This window comes from Acinetobacter baylyi DSM 14961 = CIP 107474 (assembly GCF_000368685.1).
Taxonomy (GTDB): Bacteria; Pseudomonadota; Gammaproteobacteria; order Pseudomonadales; family Moraxellaceae; genus Acinetobacter; species Acinetobacter baylyi.
Map to the genome: position 1 here is coordinate 330278 of NZ_KB849625.1, position 18061 is coordinate 348338.

The following is an 18061-nucleotide window of genomic DNA, read 5'->3' on the forward strand; positions in this document are numbered from 1 at the left end:
AATTCTTGTTTCAGAGTTAATTGAAAGCCTTAACTCTTTTTAGTAACTGTATTGTTTCAAACAAAGGCAAACCAACGACATTGGTATAACTGCCTTCTATACGTGGAATAAATTGTGCAGCAATTCCCTGAATGGCATAAGCTCCCGCTTTCCCAAGCGGCTCTCCTGTGGCCCAGTATAATTCCATGTCTGCCATGGAAAGTGTCTGAAACTCAACCGAGGTTTTAACAACGCAGCTATGAATGGCATTTGATGCTGCAACACAAATTCCAGAAAACACATCATGACGACGGCCTGATAAAGTAGACCAAATATCAAAAGCATGTTGTTTTGATTCTGGTTTTCCAATGATCTTACCATCGATACTCAAACTTGTATCAGCCGCAATGATGATGGATTGCGGAAACTGTTGAAGTATTGTATTTGCTTTTTCACGTGCCAAACGTTCTACATACGCTTCAACAGTTTCGTTATATTGAACCGACTCATCAATCTCTGGAGCGTAACTCTCAAATTCCAGTCCGAGCTGTTTTAACAGCTCCTGACGTCTGGGCGAGCTTGAAGCCAGAATTATATGCGCCATTTTTTCAAGCAATAATAAACTAAAGGCCAGCATAAAATGCTAGTTAATAAGGGCTGCCAATGTCTTGCCAGAGAAAAACGAATGTCTCCTAGACTTTGAGCAAACCAAATAAAAAATAAATGCGCCAAAATAGCCAGTGCTGCCAACGTCCAGATATTCCAAAAGGTTAGAATACGTCGCTCGCGTGTCAAATACCGTGTGAAAAAGGTAATTAAAACAAAACTAAGTGCGTTCAATCCTAAAGGTGCATCCAGCAAAAGATCGTTAAAAATCCCCACCCCAAAAGCAAACCAAACACCACACCATGTTGGCTGACAAAGCACCCAGAACAACATGATCATAAACATGAATAATGGTCGCCATCCCGAAACATCGTATGACAAAGGGTAAACCATCAATACAGAGCCAATGATGATCGATAGTACAATCACCCATAAAGGATCATTTGATTTTTTAGCGCTTAATTTAGCGATTAGCATAGGGTTGCTCCATCGCCAGAGAGTCGGAAAATAGAACCACAACATGATGCCCACTGGCCAGTTGTGCCGCAGGCGTTACATCAATCTCTGCAAACTCACCCGAATTTTGGCGACGAACTTTTGACACGGTTCCCACCAGATAACCCGCAGGAAAATGCTCACCCAATCCTGAACTAAAAACCTTATCCCCTACCTGAATATTAGCACTGGTTGGCACATATTCCATTTTAAGTCGTCCCAGATCACCTGTACCTGAAACAATCGCCCGCATACCCGTGCGCTCTAAACGTACTGATAATGAATGATCTTTATCTGAGAGCAACATGACACGGGAACTATGTGGGTAAACATTGATAATCTGGCCCATAATCCCTTTATCATCGAGTACAGTTTGTCCCACCTTTAACTGATTATTTGCACCACGGTTGATAATGATGATATGACGTAAAGGATCTGCATCTGTACCAATGACTTCCGCAATTTCCATACGCCCATCAATAATCAATGGCGTATCAAGCAAACCACGTAACCGTGTATTCTCCGCAGAAAGTTCGGACAGTTTTTGAAAACGTACCTGTGCCTGAAGTAGCTCTGCCTGCATCGCTGTATTTTCACGGCGTAGCTGAGCTTCAGATTTGGTTTGTTGATTGAGCCACTCTCGCGACAATACTGGATAACTTGCCAGCGCATAAATTGGATTATACGCTGCATACAAGACATCCCTTGCAGGCTGGATTACATGAGGCATGCGCCAGTTAAAAAATAGCACTACCAGACTTGTAATGACCGCAATTATAAAAGAGCGAAAAGATGGCGGTTGTCTTGAAAAAAGATTCGGTTGCACCGCCCCGTCCTTAATAAATTAGCCAACAAAAAGCATATCGTGATTTGGATTATCAAAGAATTCAAGCACCTTGCCACCACCACGAGTCACGCAAGTCAGTGGATCTTCTGCAACCACTACAGGTAAACCAGTTTCTTGCGCCAATAACTTGTCGAGGTTACGTAATAATGCACCACCACCAGTTAAGACAATACCGCGCTCTGCGATATCTGATGACAATTCTGGCGGCGTTTGTTCAAGTGCAGATTTGACAGCACTGACAATACTTTGTAATGGATCTGCAATCGCTTGCATCACTTCATCCGATGTAACAGTAATTGAGCGTGGTACACCTTCTGCCAAATTACGACCGCGAACTTCAATCTCAAGCTTAGTGTCATCGGCAATCGCCATACCCACTTCTTTCTTGATATTTTCAGCCGTCGTCTCACCAATCACACAGCCATGTGCCTTACGCACATAATGAATGATTTGCTCATCAAATACATCGCCACCAATACGCAAAGAATCTGCATAGACACAGCCTTGAAGCGAGATGATCGCAATTTCAGTAGTACCACCACCCACGTCAACTACCATTGAACCGCAGGCTTGTTCTACAGGCATACCTGCACCAATTGCAGCAGCCATCGGCTCTTCAATCAAACGGACATCACGTGCGCCTGCATTAAATACGGCTTCACGAATCGCACGGCGCTCAACCAGTGTCGATTTACACGGCACGCACACCACAACACGCGGTGCAGGTGGAAATAAACGTTTTTCATGCACTTTACCAATAAACTGGTTCAGCATGGTTTCTGTGACTTCAAAGTCGGCAATCACGCCATCCTTCATGGGACGAATTGCAGAAATATTCGCTGGCGTACGACCTAGCATTTGTTTAGCATCGAGACCTACAGCAGCAACAATTTTCTGCGAACCACTGTGACGAATGGCCACAACAGTCGGTTCATTTAATATAATGCCTCTGCCCGGTGCATAAATAAGTGTATTTGCTGTACCTAAATCAATGGCTAGATCTGGCGAAAACAAGCCAATTAGTCGTTTTAGAATCACGGGTCGTTCCCAGTTAAACTTTATGTGGACGCAAGTTGGCAACTTTAACTAAATGTGATGCTTTGAACAAGTCAATCGCTTATTATAAGCCACATTATTTGCAAATTTTCATACAGACTTAGGTGATGTTATGTCTACATCGGATGCTCAGCATTCAGATTTAAATGCACAAACCGTATCGCAAATCGCCAATCTTGCTCGATTGTCGCTGAATGATACGCAATCTGCCGAATATGCTCAAAGTCTAAATAAAATTTTAGACATGATGGAAAGCTTAAAAAGTATCGATACTGATGGTGTTGAGCCACTCAAGAGTCCGTTTGATACTGCGCAGCCGTTGCGCCAAGATGCGGTAACGGAAACTAATCATCGTGAAGAATATCAAGCAGTTGCTCCAGCAACCGAAGCTGGACTGTATCTGGTTCCTCGCGTAATCGAATAATACTCTCGCTACTTAAATTGCTTACAATTTTGAACGTAAAGAATTTTTACTTATGACCGATTTACACCGCTTATCTGTTCGTGAGCTCGCCGAGGGTCTAGGCCAAGCTCAATTTTCTTCCCGCGAACTCACGCAACATTATCTGAACCGCATCGATAAAATCGACGCTCAGGTAAAAAGTTATGTCACTGTGACCCACGAACAGGCACTGGCACAGGCCGATGCTGCCGATGCATTGCGTCAGGCTGGCAATGCTGGATTCCTCACTGGCGTTCCATTGGCACATAAAGATATCTTTTGTACCAAAGGCATTAAAACCACTGCTGGTTCTAAAATGCTCGACAACTTTATCTCGCCTTACAATGCAACTGTAGTTGAAAAAGCCAATGCAGCAGGTTTAGTGACCTTGGGCAAACTCAATATGGATGAGTTTGCCATGGGCTCGACCTCGGAAAGCTCGTATTTTGGTGCAACGTGTAACCCATGGGCACTCGACCGTGTACCAGGCGGTTCATCGGGTGGTTCTGCTGCTGCTGTAGCAGCAGATCTTGCTCCGTTTGCCACAGGGACAGACACGGGCGGCTCTATTCGTCAGCCGGCGTCGTTTTGTGGTTTAACAGGTTTAAAGCCAACCTACGGCCGTGTATCACGCTTTGGTATGATCGCCTATGCATCATCGCTGGATCAGGGCGGCCCAATGGCACGCTCTGCCGAAGATTGCGCTTACCTGATGAATGTCATGGCAGGTCATGATGCCAAAGATTCAACGTCTGTCAAAAAAGACGTCGATGACTATGTAGCGAACTTAAATGCAACAGCACTAAAAGGCCTGCGTATTGGTATTCCAAAGCAATACTTCAATGTGGCAGGCTTAGATGCCGAGGTGAAAGCGCGCGTAGAAGAATCTCTAAAAAAACTTGAAGAGATGGGCGCGGTACTGGTCGAGATTGATCTCAGTATGACCGAAAGCTATGTACCCACTTATTACCTGATTGCACCTGCTGAAGCCTCATCGAATCTATCGCGTTATGACGGTGTGCGTTATGGCTATCGCTGTGAAAATCCAGTCGATTTGATGGATTTATACAAGCGTTCACGCTCAGAAGGCTTTGGTGCAGAAGTACAACGCCGTATCTTGATTGGTACTTATGCCCTTTCGGCTGGCTATTATGATGCCTATTATGTGAAAGCTCAGAAAGTGCGCCGCTTAATTCAGCAAGATTTCTTAAAAGCATTTGAAAATGTAGATGTAATTGCTGCACCGTCTGCACCAACTACAGCTTATAAAATTGGTGCCGATCTCACACCAGTTGAAATGTATTTGGGCGATATTTATACCCTTGCAGTGAACCTTGCAGGCTTACCAGCCATCAATGCACCTGTGGGCCTCGACAGCAATAATTTGCCTGTCGGTTTGCAACTGATTGGTAATTACTGGTCTGAGTCGCAATTGCTTTCGATTGTGCATCAGTACCAACAAGACACCACCTTCCACACACAACGTGCGGCAATTGCTGAGGAGAATGCCTAATGAATAATCCTTCAAAAGCAGCTCAAAAAAAGCCAAAGTCGAACCTGATTGATGGTTGGGAAGTGGTGATCGGGATTGAGATTCATACCCAGCTTGCAACCCAATCTAAAATTTTCTCGGGTTCTTCTACCGAATTTGGACAAGATCCGAATACGCAAGCAAGCTTGGTCGATTTGGCCATGCCAGGTGTATTGCCAGTATTAAATGAAGAAGTGGTGAATCTTGCGATCCGCTTTGGCTTGGGCATCGATGCATATATCGATCAGGCTTCTGTATTTGCACGTAAAAACTATTTCTACCCAGATTCGCCAAAAGGCTATCAGATCAGCCAGATGGACAATCCGATTGTGGGCTTGGGTCATATCGACATCCAGCTTGAAGATGGCACCGTCAAACGCATCGGTGTAACGCGTGCGCATTTGGAAGAAGATGCAGGTAAATCGATTCATGACCAGTTTGAAGGTCAGTCGGGTATCGATTTAAACCGCGCCGGTACGCCATTGCTCGAAATTGTATCTGAACCAGATATGCGTTCGGTCGAAGAAGCGGTTGCGTATATCAAATCGATACATACGCTCGTGCGCTGGTTAGGGATTTCTGACGGTAACATGGCAGAAGGCTCATTCCGTGCCGACTGTAACGTGTCATTGCGCCGTCCGGGCGATGCATTTGGTACCCGCTGTGAGCTGAAAAACCTTAACTCGTTCCGTTTTATCGAGCAAGCGATCAATGTCGAAATTGAGCGCCAGATGGAAATTTTGGAATGGGGCGGTACGATTGATCAGGAAACCCGTTTGTTTGATCCAAACAAAATGGAAACCCGCTCAATGCGTTCTAAAGAAGAAGCGAACGACTATCGCTACTTCCCAGATCCAGACTTGTTGCCTGTGATCATTGCAGATGAGCAAATTAAAGCAATTAAAGCGACTATGCCGGAGCTACCTGCTGCTCGCCGTGAACGATTTATCGCTGAATTTGCAATTACCGAATACGATGCGCATGTACTTACCTTGTCTCGTGAAATGGCCGATTTTTATGAAGCGGTCGTGGCAGCGGCTGGCGGTGCAGCACACGGTAAAATTGCTGCAAACTGGGTGATGGGTGAATTCTCTGGGGCCTTAAATAAAGCTGGCCTAGAGCTTGCAGATTCGCCTGTGTCTGCTGAGCAATTGGGTGGCATGATTGCACGTATTGTGGATAACACCATCAGCGGTAAAATTGCAAAACAAGTCTTTGGCTTTATGTGGGATGAAGGCAAATCTGCCGATACCATTATTCAGGAAAAAAGTTTAAAGCAAGAAACTGACACAGGTGCGATTGAAGCCATTATTAAAGACGTACTTGCAGCCAATGAAAAAATGGTTGAGGAGTATAAGTCTGGTAAAGAGAAAGCTTTTAATGGCCTTGTAGGTCAAGTGATGAAAGCTTCAAAAGGCAAAGCCAACCCTGCTCAAGTGAATGAATTGATGAAGAAATTGATTGGTTAAGCTAATCTAGTTTCAAAGAAAACCCGCTTTAGAGCGGGTTTTCTTATTCAGAGGTTAATAAAAACTCTCTTCTTCGACTAAAACATTTTTAACATAAAGTCGTGGCGTATCAACCTCATAAATACCTTTTAGAAGTTGGGCTGCTTGTGCTTGGTCAAATGATTTTTTAACAGATAAACCAAAGCTTAAAGATGAATAAAATTGTGCTGCTTCATCACTAATAGTATTGCCCATAGCAATTTTACAATCGACATGCTTAATAACTTATTTTAAAAAAAGAGTATTATCTTCTTTTAATAAATATATCCAAACTTAAAGTCCTTGTAATTGAGCCTCACACCCAGCCCATTCATTAATATTACGCAGATATTTCAATGGTTTTAGCTCAACTCTTTCACCTGTAGATAAAACTTCTTGAACTTCTAAAGAACATTCATTACCACCTTTATGATCAAGCAGCTCATAATTTTTGTTTGATCCAAACTTATAAACTGCCTCTACACTACAACCACGTAACTCTGTACCAGTGTGATAACTTTTATATGCACTTAAAGCAATAAAACGTTCTGCTGGTATTTTAAATTCTGCAAATTGAATCTTTTTAGGTGGAAAAGGCATATTTAACAACTTAGATTTATACCGAACCTCTCCACCTAATACGCCGATACTTTCAACTTCTGGTGACATTAAAAACTTGGGTTGCATTGAGGTTATACATCCATTCGGATATAGTCTTACACTAAAATTTCGGCCTTGCTCTATACGAATATTACTAGCTAAACTATCAACTGAATCTTGATATAATTTATGGCCAATTAATTTTTTTGATTGGTTCACAACGCTAGCCGTACAACCAGCAAGCATTGTAATTACAAAAGTTAGCAATATTTTTTTCATGCGTTATAAAAGAAAACTAAAATTAGTGAAAATTCTAACAAACAACATTACTTATACAAGGTATCTTAGCTGTTATTTTGATTGTTTGATAAAGGCCAGCATCAAAAGAATCATTACTGCCCTCCTAGCACACCCAACTTACCCAATACCCCCGGCGTCAAAAACGTCATCGCCACTTTGTTTAAATCAATATAACGTAGTGTTCCTTGTAACTGCTGTTTCACTGCCGGATCTTTTACAATCTCTTCACCTGCATTTTGTCCCAATTGCTGAAAACTTTGCCCCACTGCCTGCAAGCCTTCGGTTTGAATCACATTTTTAGTCTGTGCCGAACATTGATCGATAATAATGCGTTGCAAAACTTGTGCAAGCTTTTGGTCAAGCTGATCTTTTTGTTCAGCGCTCACATTACTAAATGCTTTTAAATCGGGATGCACAGACAACGCCGCATAAGTCCATTGCAACACCGTCGTTTTATCGGCTGCTGTGGTCGATTTCACCAAGCAATCACTCAACTGATCCACCGCAGGGCCAGCATTTGCCATTTGAGTTGCTCCAAACATGGCCGCTATAAGTGTAAAGGCACACGCAATGGTAGAACGTTTCTGCCCCAATAATGAATCACGATGCTGCAACATAAGTTTTACTCCAATCTACAATTGCCTACTTTTAGCATATTTAGATTCATTCGATCTGTAACTTGGCTGTAAACAGTATTCATCCCGATCATCACTCCAACTTCAGAGCATAGTAGTACTATAACGAAGCTGATGTTTCAGCGTTAAGACATTCTTCTGCATTGAAAACATTGGCTTGAATCTGGATCAGTTGACGTTTACCTTGCTGACCATTCATACGCCAATGGGCAATTTTAATATTATCAACCAGTGCAATATCTCCCTTTTCCCAGTTCAGTAAAAATGCATCTTTATATAAATTATTGAAAAAACTTGATTTATCTGAATCGGACCAGTTTAAATTTTCTCCATCAGAGGTACGCATTTCCCATGAAAGATTCATACCATTTGCAGTGGCATCACCTACTATTTCTCCGCGCCCCTCGAATTGATGAATTGCTGCCTGATGTGCATAAGAATTCGTATTTTTAGCAAATGCCCAGGGTTGTAAACAAGGTTTCTTAGTTTCTGGATGATAAATAACTAACGGGCTTTTTTCTAGAATCAGTTTTGCAGTTTTATCGGACTGCTGCTCCACTTGAAAAGGACTGTTCTTTAAAAGTAATTTATCTATTAGATTGATAGGCCGACTAGAAACATAATAAAAATAATTCCACGCAGTCTGATAATAATTTTGCGTGTCCCTATCAAAATTTTGCCAGATTTGCTGTAAATCGTTAAATCCTGTTTCTGCAAGATATTCCGATGGTTCCTGACAGTAAAGCGATAAGTAATGGCAACGAGTTGATTGAATTCCACCTTCAACATGAGGGCCTTGTACAGAATTGTCTACAGGACCAAGTTGTACTGTATTTTTACCCAGATAACGTCGATAATCCCCTGCACCCAATAAATTTTCACTATACTTACGCATCAAGGAGGCTAACCATCCAGGTAAATTCGGATTGAATGCATTCCATGCTTTTAATTGTAATGATTGCTGAACTAATATTTCAAATTGTTGAATATTATGAATTTGAAATCCTCTAAAAACCAAAATTCCTGTCTGGTGTAGTTGATCAAAAATTTCCACGCGAAAAGACTCAAATAATGTTTTTAGATCAGAAAATTGGTTATTATCATTTTTAGCTTGATAAAGCTTAGCAAAAGAGCAAAGTGGCTCTAAAAGTAATTCCATGTCATTCCTCAAATAAAAAAAATTTATTCCAGTCTCAATCAGCTAAACAGCTCATCATGGTCCATTGATTACAAATATCAATAATTGGTCTAAAACTATAGTCTTGTTCAAATATATTTTGGTTTAGATGATAAACGGTTGATCCTATTGATGCTCTCAGTACCAGATTGATAAAATTGTGCTGGGTTTATGAGTAGATATAACGCTTAACCCTGACCTGTATAATTCCATGCTTCAGGAATATTGGGCTGCTTTGGTACTTGATTCAAATCAATATTTAAGTCGCGACTGCCTTTATAAGATTTTTCACCCGAATCGGATGCTGGTGATACATCTAAACGATAGCGATAGCGATAACGAAATTGCCACAACATCGGTTTGATCGGATGAATATCCAGACTAAGGCCATCCTCATCGTGACACTGATCTTTAGCGCGCTTATAGTCTTGCTCAGAAAAACACGCTCGAACCATACGACTAAAACTAAATGGATAATTTTCAATAAATCGATGTATCTGACCTAAATCCTTTAGCTCATAAAAACTGGCTTGTTCTATATTTGCTCCACCACCCGAATACATTTCTGAAAACTGATCGATGATTGCAATCGCATAACGCTGTTGAGTGAGCGGAAAAAGTTTGGGAAATACATATTCCCTGTGATCAGCGTCATCGCTAGCAACTGTCACGATATTCCACTGTCGAATCAATTTATAACCCATTGCTGTCGGCTTAAATTGTGCAATATCATTACGACTTGATAACACCCACAAATTCTGGTCTGAAGTTTTTAGGCTTCTCCATTGCACACCTTTTTTGCATAGATCTTTGAATTGTTTACAGAGTTGATCTTGAGTCGTCTGGTTAAGTTGTCCAGTTTTGAAATCGAGAATGTGTAAAGGTGCAGCAAAAACAGATGCACCAAAGCAGGCGAATGCAGCCATTAAAATTATTCCACCCAAACCAATCTTATGCTTAAACATTGTGTTTCCTTTGGCTATTTTTATACTCACAACATGATCATTTAACCACTGCTTCAATCTGATCCAGTTCCCATACACCACCAGCGGCCAGGCCTTTACACATGCCTGTCCACATATCTTGATTTTGTACATATTTTTGGCCGTTCCAGATCCAAGATTGACTCATCCAGCAATCTCCAATTCCTCGACCTTTTTGTGCACTACTAATTATGCCAGATGCGATGTCTGAAGCAGACTGCGTTATATAAGTAGCCGGGCCTGTTAGCGATTGATTGAGCACCCAAGCGCCATAACCTTCATTATATGCACCGCGCCAGCATAGTGTTGTAGCCAGTACTTTATTATTGGTCAATTTATATAGTTCAATCGACTGCGCTGTGATGGCATCGCTATCAAAGTCATACACTCCTTCACAAAATCCATCTTCTTTGGGTGTAGGCTGGGCAGCCATCAACAACTTATACAGTGAAGCATATTGTTTATTTTTAGGATTAAGTGTCAAATAAGGCTGATCGGCTGTTTTGACTTTTTTGATTACCAATTTTGGCTGAGGCATCAATACTTTGGAGTCATCAGATTTACCCTTTTTCACCAATGCGCCTACAGTACCAATACGCTTTTGAAAATCATCAACTTTAAGCAATGCCGCAGTCATGCCAGAATCTGAAATTTTCCATACATAATGATTATTTTTAAAAACAATATCGACTTTTTGTGTCGCTTGTTGCAGTAATCCATTGACCTGAGCTGTAGAGAGCTTACCCATTAATGGAGAGTCTACGCCCTTTACGCTCACTGTCCCTAGATCTTTGCCATTGACATAAAAACGGATATTTTTAATCTTATTAGCTGCGAATGTTTCCTGATCGTCCCCTGCCAATGCAAACTCTGCTTGTACTGGCTGTTTTGAACCTGCCTCACGAGTGAGTAAGATCGATGCAGGTTGTTGACTACCATCGTCACTTTGATAACCTGCAGCCCGACAAGTTCCTGTGTTGCTACAATACACTTCCCAGTCCTGATGATAAAAAGAAAGACCTTTAATCTCTTGAGCGAATGCAAAGCAACTGATTGCCATAAGGCCACAACCTGACACTATTTTTTTTAGATGAATCATTTGGAATTCTCATCAATTTATTATGAATCTATTTATTATTCTAAAACCTTTTTGAGTGGAACAGTCATACACGCTTGTATTAAAAATATGCTAGCTTTAAAACAGCTATTTTATTGGGATCGCTCCTTATAATGATAAAATTGATCATCAAAACTATCCTATCTTTAGGTTCGATACTTTGGCTTCCGTTGACACATGCTGAAGTATCTACGTTTAAGCCATCTTTTCCTCAATTTTCAAGCACGATCAAGCAGCGTAAACAAAATAATCAGATTTACCCACTTGGAAAAGTCTCATTTAAAGATCATGTTCAGGTGCCACTTTATGGAATTACAGCGCTGAATCCTGTCGATGATGGATTACTCAAGAATTTTAAATACTGTAATCCGAAAAACTGCCAGTTTAATTTTAAACTTCCTGCGGAACAGGCCAAAAACTTAAAACTGATTGCAATTCCTGAAATTGGTGTGGTTCTTGTACCTCGAACATGGCAAGACATACAAGCAGATGCAGGTGCCAATGGGACTGGTTATGCGTTAATCATAAGTCCAGATCAAAAGCAGGCTATTCAGCTTTATGATTCTTCACTATGCGTGGGTTGTGGTTTGCCCTATGCCAGCCTGTATTTTCCAGAATTATTAAAAGAAAGTATAGAAAATGAATTTGGGGGTTATCAAGACTCACAAAAATTGATGAATGTGGTACATCCATCCAAACACACCGCTTTCTTTAGTTATCAGATTCCGAAGCTGAATAACAAAACGCATGGCGTCGCAAAATATCATGATGATGGTGACTTTAACTTCCGAGAAATCAAAGTCACGTTAGATAAATCACAACAACATTTGGTTGGCCCAATTTTAAATTTCTACCAGTTTACTCATTAATATGAAATACATTTCCAGATGATTGGCTGGCTTTCAATAGATTTAAAAAATGCGCCACACGGATATTATTATCTTTGGCGCTATAAATTGCATAAATCGGTGCAATGCAAGGTTTCTTTGCTTCCAAAGGACGGTAAATAATTTGTTTATTCCAAAAGTCTTGGATAGACGCGGGAACAATTGAAAGCCCAATTCCCGCTGCAATTAAATTTAGACTCGACGTTAATCGGGGTGCTTCTTGTACAATGTTAGGACTAAAGCCCGCCTGATAGCAATTTGCCAGAATATTATCAAATAAGTCTTGTCCCGCTAAACGGCGATAAAGTACAAACTCATAAGGTTCTAAATCGGGTAAATGAATTGCGCCCTGTTGCATTGCTAAAGGATGATTACTTGGTAGCGCAACAATTAAAGTCTCATTGAGCACATGCATGGTTTGCACGGCAGTATGCTTGGGTGCTGGCTTGCGTAGAAATACGATATCGAGTTTTTCATTAATCACCGCATCCGTTAAAGCACTGCTGCTGTCTTCTTCAAGATGAATCGAAACTGCTGGAAATTTTTCTCTAAAGTGACGCAGTAATGTCGGTAAAAAAGGATGTAAACCAATAGAGTGAGTGAATCCAATATTAATCTGGCCTTCTTTGCCTTGCGCAATATTTTGTACTCTTTGTGGGATAGAACTGGCATGAGCCAAGATGGTTACAGCTTCCTGATAAAGCACTTTACCAGCCTCTGTCACCTCAACACCACGTGGCAAACGTTTGAGCAAGGTCGTATTCAGGTCTTGCTCAAGACTCTGGATTAAACGTGTCAAAGGTGGCTGTTGCATATGCAAACGATTTGCAGCTCTGGAAATGTTGCTTTCCTCAACCACTGCAACAAACGCATTCAATTTGTGAATATCAATCATAACGATACTTTTTTAGTATGTTTATTGCCAAAAATAGCATTTGTAAATATACCATGATCGGCTCATGCTATGCATATATCGTTTGAAGATGAGGTAATTAATGAAGGTACATGCCATGCCAATCGTGAGTGAGACAACCACTACACCAGATTGTAAGGCTTTATTTACTGGATTTATGAAACTCGGACTCATGGGATTTGGTGGCGTTTTACCACTGGCACATCGCATGATTGTCGATGAACAAAAATGGCTCAGTGAAAGTGAGTTTACCAACCTACTTGGCATCTGCCAGTTGCTTCCAGGTGGAAACATTATCAATATGTCTGTTGCCATTGGTATGCAGTTTCAAGGGGTAAAAGGCGCGATCAGTTCTGTGCTTGGCTTAATTTGTGCACCCACACTCATTGTACTCATGATTTATCAGATATATGCCCACTTCCAGTATTTACCAACAGTGAAGCACCTTATTCAAGGATTAGCGGCGGCTGCGGCAGGTTTGTTATTTGCTACGGGTCTTAAAATGTTAAGGCCTATTTTTAAAAGTTACCTGACCTTATTTACTATCATTCTCACGTTTATATTTATGTTGGTCATCAAATTACCGCTGGCTTTGACACTGGCTATTCTTATGATCATTAACCTTGTTATTTTGGGAGTAAAAAAATCATGATGCTGATACTACTCAATTTGACACTCGTATTTACCCATCTCTCTGTTTTGGCATTTGGAGGGGGCAATGCAATCTTGCCCGAAATGCAATATCAAGTCGTGACTGTACATCACTGGATGACTGCCGAACAATTTAGCTCACTCTTTGCAATGGCACAGGCTGCACCCGGCCCTAACATGATGATTGTACCTTTAGTTGGATGGCATGTGGCTGGGCCAGCAGGTTTATTGGTTACTTCACTGGCAAAATTTTTACCCTCATCCATTATTACGGTTTATGCACTTAAATTCTGGCAGCGTTTTAAAGATCATTCTCTTAGAGCACGTTTTGAATATGCTTTAAAACCGATTACTGTGGGTCTAGTGTTGGTGAGTGCATGGATGATTGCAGATGCATCGGCTCAAAATATTTTCTTGGTCATGATTGTCATCATCACAGCAATTATGGGGATGTTTAAAAAAATACATCCTTTATGGATCATGATATTTGGTGCCAGTTTAGGCACGATGCTTCAGTTATAAGTATTTCTAATCCCCAAAAATATTTTTACTGATCATTTATGAATATATTATGGATTTATCATCACAAAATAACAGAACTTTATACTTAAAAAAACCACTACTCATATTGCATCATAAATATCTATAAAATTAAAGGTACGGTTATGCGTAAAGTAAAGGCACTCTTTGCGAGTATTCTGGTTATATCCACGCTTAGTACATCTGGATGTATGTTGCTTGATCCATTTTGGTGGGGAGGACCACATCATGGTGGTGGCGACGGTGGACATGGTTCAGATGGTGGTGGTCGTGGTGGATATAATTCAGGCGGTGATCGTGGTGGACATGGTCCTGGCGGAGGTCGCGGTGGATATGGTCCTGGCGGTGGCGAATAACACTGATTAAAAAATGCATAAAATGACTCTCAGTTCGATCTAAGAGTCATTTTAAATCGAAATTGACTATTTCAAAATAGATTCAAAGGCTTTTAAACGTTTACGAATCGAAAGTAATTCGATGATTGTTTTCCATGAATTGATCAAATACTGAAAAGAATCTCGTACTTTACCAAACACGCCACCTATCTGCTGGATTAACCCCAAAGTTAGTTTCCCAGCGGCAATGGATGGAAATAACACAACCAGATTGTAGAGAATATCTAACTGACCATACCAAGTCGCAGTAAGATTAAAATAGGCATAGTGAAAGTAAAGCCTAAAATAGTTTGTACGAACCCGACTAAATAATTCTTTTAACGTTGCTGGTTGAGCACGGTCAGCATGATCTTCACCATAAACCAGCTCTTTACGATACGCCGCTTCCACTTTTTGATTATTGAATTGTAACCCAGGCAACTTGATTCCCACCACCATCAACAGCACCGTTCCAAACAATGACCAAACAATGGCTGCCCAGACCAGCGAATGATCCAGTTCACCAACTATCGGAACCACTGGAACGTATTTTGAGAGTTGAAACAATAATGGTAAAAATGCAATCAGGGTCATCATTGCTTTAACAAGCTCAACACCCAGATCTTCCATGATTGTAGCAAAACGCATAGTATCTTCCTGTACACGCTGCGAAGCACCTTCAATGTGTCGGAGTTGGTCCCAATGTGCCGTGTAATAGTCATTCATTGCTGTACGCCAGCGAAACACATAATGACTGGTAAAATAAGAATTAATTACAGCTAACGTCACACCCACCATGGCAATATAAAGAAAAACCAACGTTTCTTTGTACAAATCTATGATATTTCCCCCACCATTGGTCAGCATATTTTGAATTAAATCCCAAAATGGAACATACCAAGCATTAACCAAAACACTCGTCTGCACACCAAACCAGATATTAAATAAAATAAATGCAGTACCCCATACCGACCAACGCTGCCATGAATTATTTGAAAATATTTTCCAAAATATTGCAAATAAAGCCGTTGCTACAAAAAACCAGAGATAAAACCATAAAAAAGCAGGCGCCCAAAATCTGCTTACGCCAATAGGTAATTCAGCATTTGCGTAACCCGCAGGAAATCCAAGAAACTCGCCCCACTGTTTTCCTCCCGAATACCACAGGATTAAATTTAGGCCAAACCAGAATATCAGTGACAAAAAGAACCATTTTGGTTGAGGAAAAAAAGATTTAAACATTGTGTCGTGAAATTCCTTGAATGCAGACAGGTCGTATTAAAAATCGAATTTAAAAGAGTAAGCTTAAATTTTACCTAACCAGATTAATTATCTCGTTGTGATTTAATCGACATTTCAGCACTTTTAATCATTTTTTGTAACAAGTGCAAGCCGAGAGGCTTAAAATCTCTACTTTTATTTTAGATCAAAGTCTGCCAATGTCATTCTGGACATCGCTTTTGCATATGTTCTGTTGATGAAAATATACATATAAATCATAAGAGGAACTCACCATGACAAAACAGATTCTTATGTTGGTTGGCGATTATGCCGAAGATTATGAAACAATGGTTCCCTTCCAATTTTTAACTGGACTCGGTTATACAGTTCATGCTGTTTGTCCTGACAAAAATCAGGGAGATCACATCGCAACCGCCATTCACGATTTTGAAGGTGAGCAAACCTACAGTGAAAAACGTGGACATAATTTTGCGATCAATTACAGTTTTGATCAGGTCAATCCAGATGACTATATTGGATTAGTCATACCAGGTGGTCGAGCACCCGAATATTTACGCATGAATAACCGCGTGATTGAAATTGTTCAAGCCTTTGACCAAAAGAAAAAAGCTATTGCTTCAGTATGTCACGGCGCTCAACTACTTGCTGCAGCAAATATTTTGAAAGGCAAAACCTGTTCTGCCTATCCTGCTTGTGCGGCTGAGGTCAAACTAGCTGGTGGTAACTATGCAGATATTGCCGTTACAGAGGCAGTAACAGACGGCCATCTTGTTACAGCCCCAGCGTGGCCTGCTCATCCTGCATGGTTGTCACAGTTTGTTCAGGTACTCGGCGCAAAAATCTCGCTATAAAAAGATCATCAATCAATTTAAGCAGCTAAACTCAAATTTAGACTGCTTTTATTGATCCGCTAGTAATCGGTTATTAATCGTACAAATCAAATAAACATGATAATATGTAATCTCATCAAATTTTCACGTTTAGAGATCAATCATGGATACCAAAGCGATTGAACTGATTGAACATGTTTTTCTTTATAAAGAAAATCGTGAACCCAAGGTATTTGAAAGTGGTACAGTTTTGCGAGTCGTCATGCGCATTGCAGAAAAGTATTTAGTACAAGATGATTCGGGATTTTCTTTTACTTTGGCACTAAATCAGGAAAATCAAATATGGAAACGTTTTTGATTTTCCTCTAATTACTCTACATCATTACTATAACTCTTTATCGCTGTTGTGCTTGCAGTTCGGTCTGACGTAATTCAAGTGCTGTCTGAATATCATTAAGTTTTTTCTCGGCTGCCCGCGCACCTGCCTGCATAGTCGCTTCACGCTCTTTGACATCAAATATATGGGCTTTTTCATATAATTCTGGCTGAATCACAATATCTGCATGCTTTAATTCTTCATGTGCCAGTCTGTTTTGCATAATATTAATATTTTGGTTAAATAGCCCCCACATATTGGTGGTTTCGGTATGTACAGGCTGGGCAAGTATATCCACGGCAATAATAATATCTGCACCCAATTTTTTGGCGACTTCAACAGGAACGGGGCTCACTAACCCTCCATCCACATATTCTTTATCCTGAATTTTGGTCGGTACAAACATACTCGGTATTGAAATAGAAGCCCGAACCGCTTGCCCTGTATTGCCTTTATTAAATATAGTTTCTGTACCATTTTTGAGTTCGGTTGCTACAACGTACATTGGGATCTTCATTTTTTCAAGTGGCGTATCATTGACTTGCTGGTTGACATAGTCTTCAACTTTTTTCCCATCGAAAAAGCCTTTTTTATCCAGGGTAATCTCACGTACGTCGCCCACTTTCATATTTAAAGCAATATCACGCAGTTCTGAGGCATTTTTACCACTCGCGTAGATTGACCCTACAATACTGCCTGCACTGGTACCTACAATAAAATCTGGACGTATACCATTTTGTTCCAGAACCTGTATGACCCCAATATGCGCATAACCACGCGCACCCCCACTGCCAAGCACCAACGCAATCACGGGACGCTGCTGTTTGATACTTGAAAATGATGCGGGCACGGGTTCACTATATGCATCCATCATAGGCTGTGGTGCTGGTTGCTGAAGATGTGGCGACACATGCTGACAGCCTGCCAGTCCCATACATATAGTCAGCAACATCAGATACAGACATTTCATTGCAATAAAAAACCTTTAACCTG

The 18061-nt window shown here is 40.8% G+C and carries 22 protein-coding genes; 9 read left to right on the top strand and 13 right to left on the bottom strand.

The window, feature by feature from the left end; translation table 11 throughout:
• Positions 1-16: 16 nt before the first annotated feature.
• From F952_RS03480 to F952_RS03495, 4 genes are read right to left on the bottom strand one after another with little or no spacing between them, the layout of a single operon-like run.
• Positions 17-583: a Maf-like protein gene (locus tag F952_RS03480; RefSeq protein WP_017385084.1), complete on the bottom strand. Its 567-nt coding sequence runs from the start codon at positions 581-583 to the stop codon at positions 17-19.
• Positions 571-1062 carry a rod shape-determining protein MreD gene (gene mreD, locus F952_RS03485; RefSeq protein ID WP_004922258.1) on the bottom strand — a complete coding sequence of 164 codons (492 nt, stop codon included), beginning with the start codon at positions 1060-1062 and terminating at the stop codon, positions 571-573. Before mreD ends, F952_RS03480 begins: the two co-directional genes overlap by 13 nt.
• A complete protein-coding gene (gene mreC / locus F952_RS03490) occupies positions 1049-1906 on the bottom strand; it encodes a rod shape-determining protein MreC (protein WP_004922263.1) in 858 nt (285 codons plus the stop codon). Before mreC ends, mreD begins: the two co-directional genes overlap by 14 nt.
• A gap of 18 nt (positions 1907-1924) precedes the next feature.
• On the bottom strand, positions 1925-2965 hold the full coding sequence (locus F952_RS03495; RefSeq protein ID WP_004922266.1) for a rod shape-determining protein: 1041 nt from the start codon (positions 2963-2965) through the stop codon (positions 1925-1927).
• A gap of 130 nt (positions 2966-3095) precedes the next feature.
• Here F952_RS03495 and gatC point away from each other — a divergent pair, with 130 nt between their 5' ends.
• From gatC to gatB, 3 genes are read left to right on the top strand one after another with little or no spacing between them, the layout of a single operon-like run.
• A complete protein-coding gene (gatC, locus tag F952_RS03500) occupies positions 3096-3407 on the top strand; it encodes an Asp-tRNA(Asn)/Glu-tRNA(Gln) amidotransferase subunit GatC (protein WP_004922268.1) in 312 nt (103 codons plus the stop codon).
• Between the two features lie 52 nt (positions 3408-3459).
• Complete coding sequence (gatA, locus tag F952_RS03505) at positions 3460-4938, top strand: Asp-tRNA(Asn)/Glu-tRNA(Gln) amidotransferase subunit GatA (protein WP_004922272.1); 1479 nt, start codon at positions 3460-3462, stop codon at positions 4936-4938.
• Entirely contained in the window at positions 4938-6425 is a 1488-nt protein-coding gene (gatB, locus tag F952_RS03510; protein WP_004922274.1) for an Asp-tRNA(Asn)/Glu-tRNA(Gln) amidotransferase subunit GatB, read from the top strand. Before gatA ends, gatB begins: the two co-directional genes overlap by 1 nt.
• Before the next feature lie 54 nt (positions 6426-6479).
• On the opposite strand, the gene F952_RS03515 is transcribed toward gatB, so the two are convergent.
• The 6 genes from F952_RS03515 to F952_RS03540 form a co-directional block, all read right to left on the bottom strand.
• Entirely contained in the window at positions 6480-6659 is a 180-nt protein-coding gene (locus F952_RS03515) for a hypothetical protein (protein ID WP_004922277.1), read from the bottom strand.
• A 78-nt stretch (positions 6660-6737) separates the two neighbouring features.
• Positions 6738-7322 (bottom strand): hypothetical protein, encoded by a 585-nt coding sequence (locus F952_RS03520; protein ID WP_004922280.1) that lies wholly within the window; start codon positions 7320-7322, stop codon positions 6738-6740.
• Positions 7323-7435: 113 nt separating this feature from the next.
• Positions 7436-7960, bottom strand: coding sequence for a hypothetical protein (locus F952_RS03525; protein ID WP_004922283.1), 525 nt, complete (start codon positions 7958-7960; stop codon positions 7436-7438).
• Between the two features lie 118 nt (positions 7961-8078).
• Entirely contained in the window at positions 8079-9137 is a 1059-nt protein-coding gene (locus F952_RS03530; RefSeq protein ID WP_004922287.1) for a TauD/TfdA family dioxygenase, read from the bottom strand.
• A 206-nt stretch (positions 9138-9343) separates the two neighbouring features.
• Positions 9344-10120 carry a hypothetical protein gene (locus tag F952_RS03535; RefSeq protein WP_004922290.1) on the bottom strand — a complete coding sequence of 259 codons (777 nt, stop codon included), beginning with the start codon at positions 10118-10120 and terminating at the stop codon, positions 9344-9346.
• Positions 10121-10157: 37 nt separating this feature from the next.
• On the bottom strand, positions 10158-11237 hold the full coding sequence (locus tag F952_RS03540) for a DUF1176 domain-containing protein (RefSeq protein WP_004922293.1): 1080 nt from the start codon (positions 11235-11237) through the stop codon (positions 10158-10160).
• A gap of 131 nt (positions 11238-11368) precedes the next feature.
• On the opposite strand from F952_RS03540, the gene F952_RS03545 reads away from it, so the two are divergent.
• The gene (locus F952_RS03545) at positions 11369-12124 is read left to right on the top strand and encodes a DUF4850 domain-containing protein (RefSeq protein WP_004922296.1); all 756 of its coding nucleotides are present in this window, start codon (positions 11369-11371) and stop codon (positions 12122-12124) included.
• Here F952_RS03545 and F952_RS03550 read toward each other — a convergent pair.
• Positions 12114-13037: a LysR family transcriptional regulator gene (locus F952_RS03550; protein ID WP_004922299.1), complete on the bottom strand. Its 924-nt coding sequence runs from the start codon at positions 13035-13037 to the stop codon at positions 12114-12116. The two genes, F952_RS03545 and F952_RS03550, sit on opposite strands and share 11 nt — an antisense overlap.
• Positions 13038-13137: 100 nt before the next feature.
• Here F952_RS03550 and F952_RS03555 point away from each other — a divergent pair, with 100 nt between their 5' ends.
• The 3 genes from F952_RS03555 (at position 13138) to F952_RS03565 (ending at position 14602) form a co-directional block, all read left to right on the top strand.
• Positions 13138-13707 carry a chromate transporter gene (locus tag F952_RS03555; RefSeq protein WP_004922303.1) on the top strand — a complete coding sequence of 190 codons (570 nt, stop codon included), beginning with the start codon at positions 13138-13140 and terminating at the stop codon, positions 13705-13707.
• Positions 13708-13709: 2 nt separating this feature from the next.
• The gene (locus tag F952_RS03560) at positions 13710-14228 is read left to right on the top strand and encodes a chromate transporter (RefSeq protein WP_026056883.1); all 519 of its coding nucleotides are present in this window, start codon (positions 13710-13712) and stop codon (positions 14226-14228) included.
• A gap of 143 nt (positions 14229-14371) precedes the next feature.
• Positions 14372-14602, top strand: coding sequence for a hypothetical protein (locus F952_RS03565; RefSeq protein WP_004922308.1), 231 nt, complete (start codon positions 14372-14374; stop codon positions 14600-14602).
• 66 nt (positions 14603-14668) lie between these two features.
• Here the strand turns inward: F952_RS03565 and sbmA are convergent, their stop codons facing one another.
• Positions 14669-15862, bottom strand: coding sequence for a peptide antibiotic transporter SbmA (gene sbmA / locus F952_RS03570; RefSeq protein ID WP_004922310.1), 1194 nt, complete (start codon positions 15860-15862; stop codon positions 14669-14671).
• A 272-nt stretch (positions 15863-16134) separates the two neighbouring features.
• Here sbmA and F952_RS03575 point away from each other — a divergent pair, with 272 nt between their 5' ends.
• Positions 16135-16713 carry a DJ-1/PfpI family protein gene (locus tag F952_RS03575; RefSeq protein WP_004922314.1) on the top strand — a complete coding sequence of 193 codons (579 nt, stop codon included), beginning with the start codon at positions 16135-16137 and terminating at the stop codon, positions 16711-16713.
• A 142-nt stretch (positions 16714-16855) separates the two neighbouring features.
• Complete coding sequence (locus tag F952_RS03580) at positions 16856-17050, top strand: hypothetical protein (RefSeq protein WP_004922317.1); 195 nt, start codon at positions 16856-16858, stop codon at positions 17048-17050.
• A gap of 37 nt (positions 17051-17087) precedes the next feature.
• Here the strand turns inward: F952_RS03580 and F952_RS03585 are convergent, their stop codons facing one another.
• A complete protein-coding gene (locus tag F952_RS03585; RefSeq protein WP_004922319.1) occupies positions 17088-18038 on the bottom strand; it encodes a patatin-like phospholipase family protein in 951 nt (316 codons plus the stop codon).
• Positions 18039-18061: the final 23 nt, after the last annotated feature.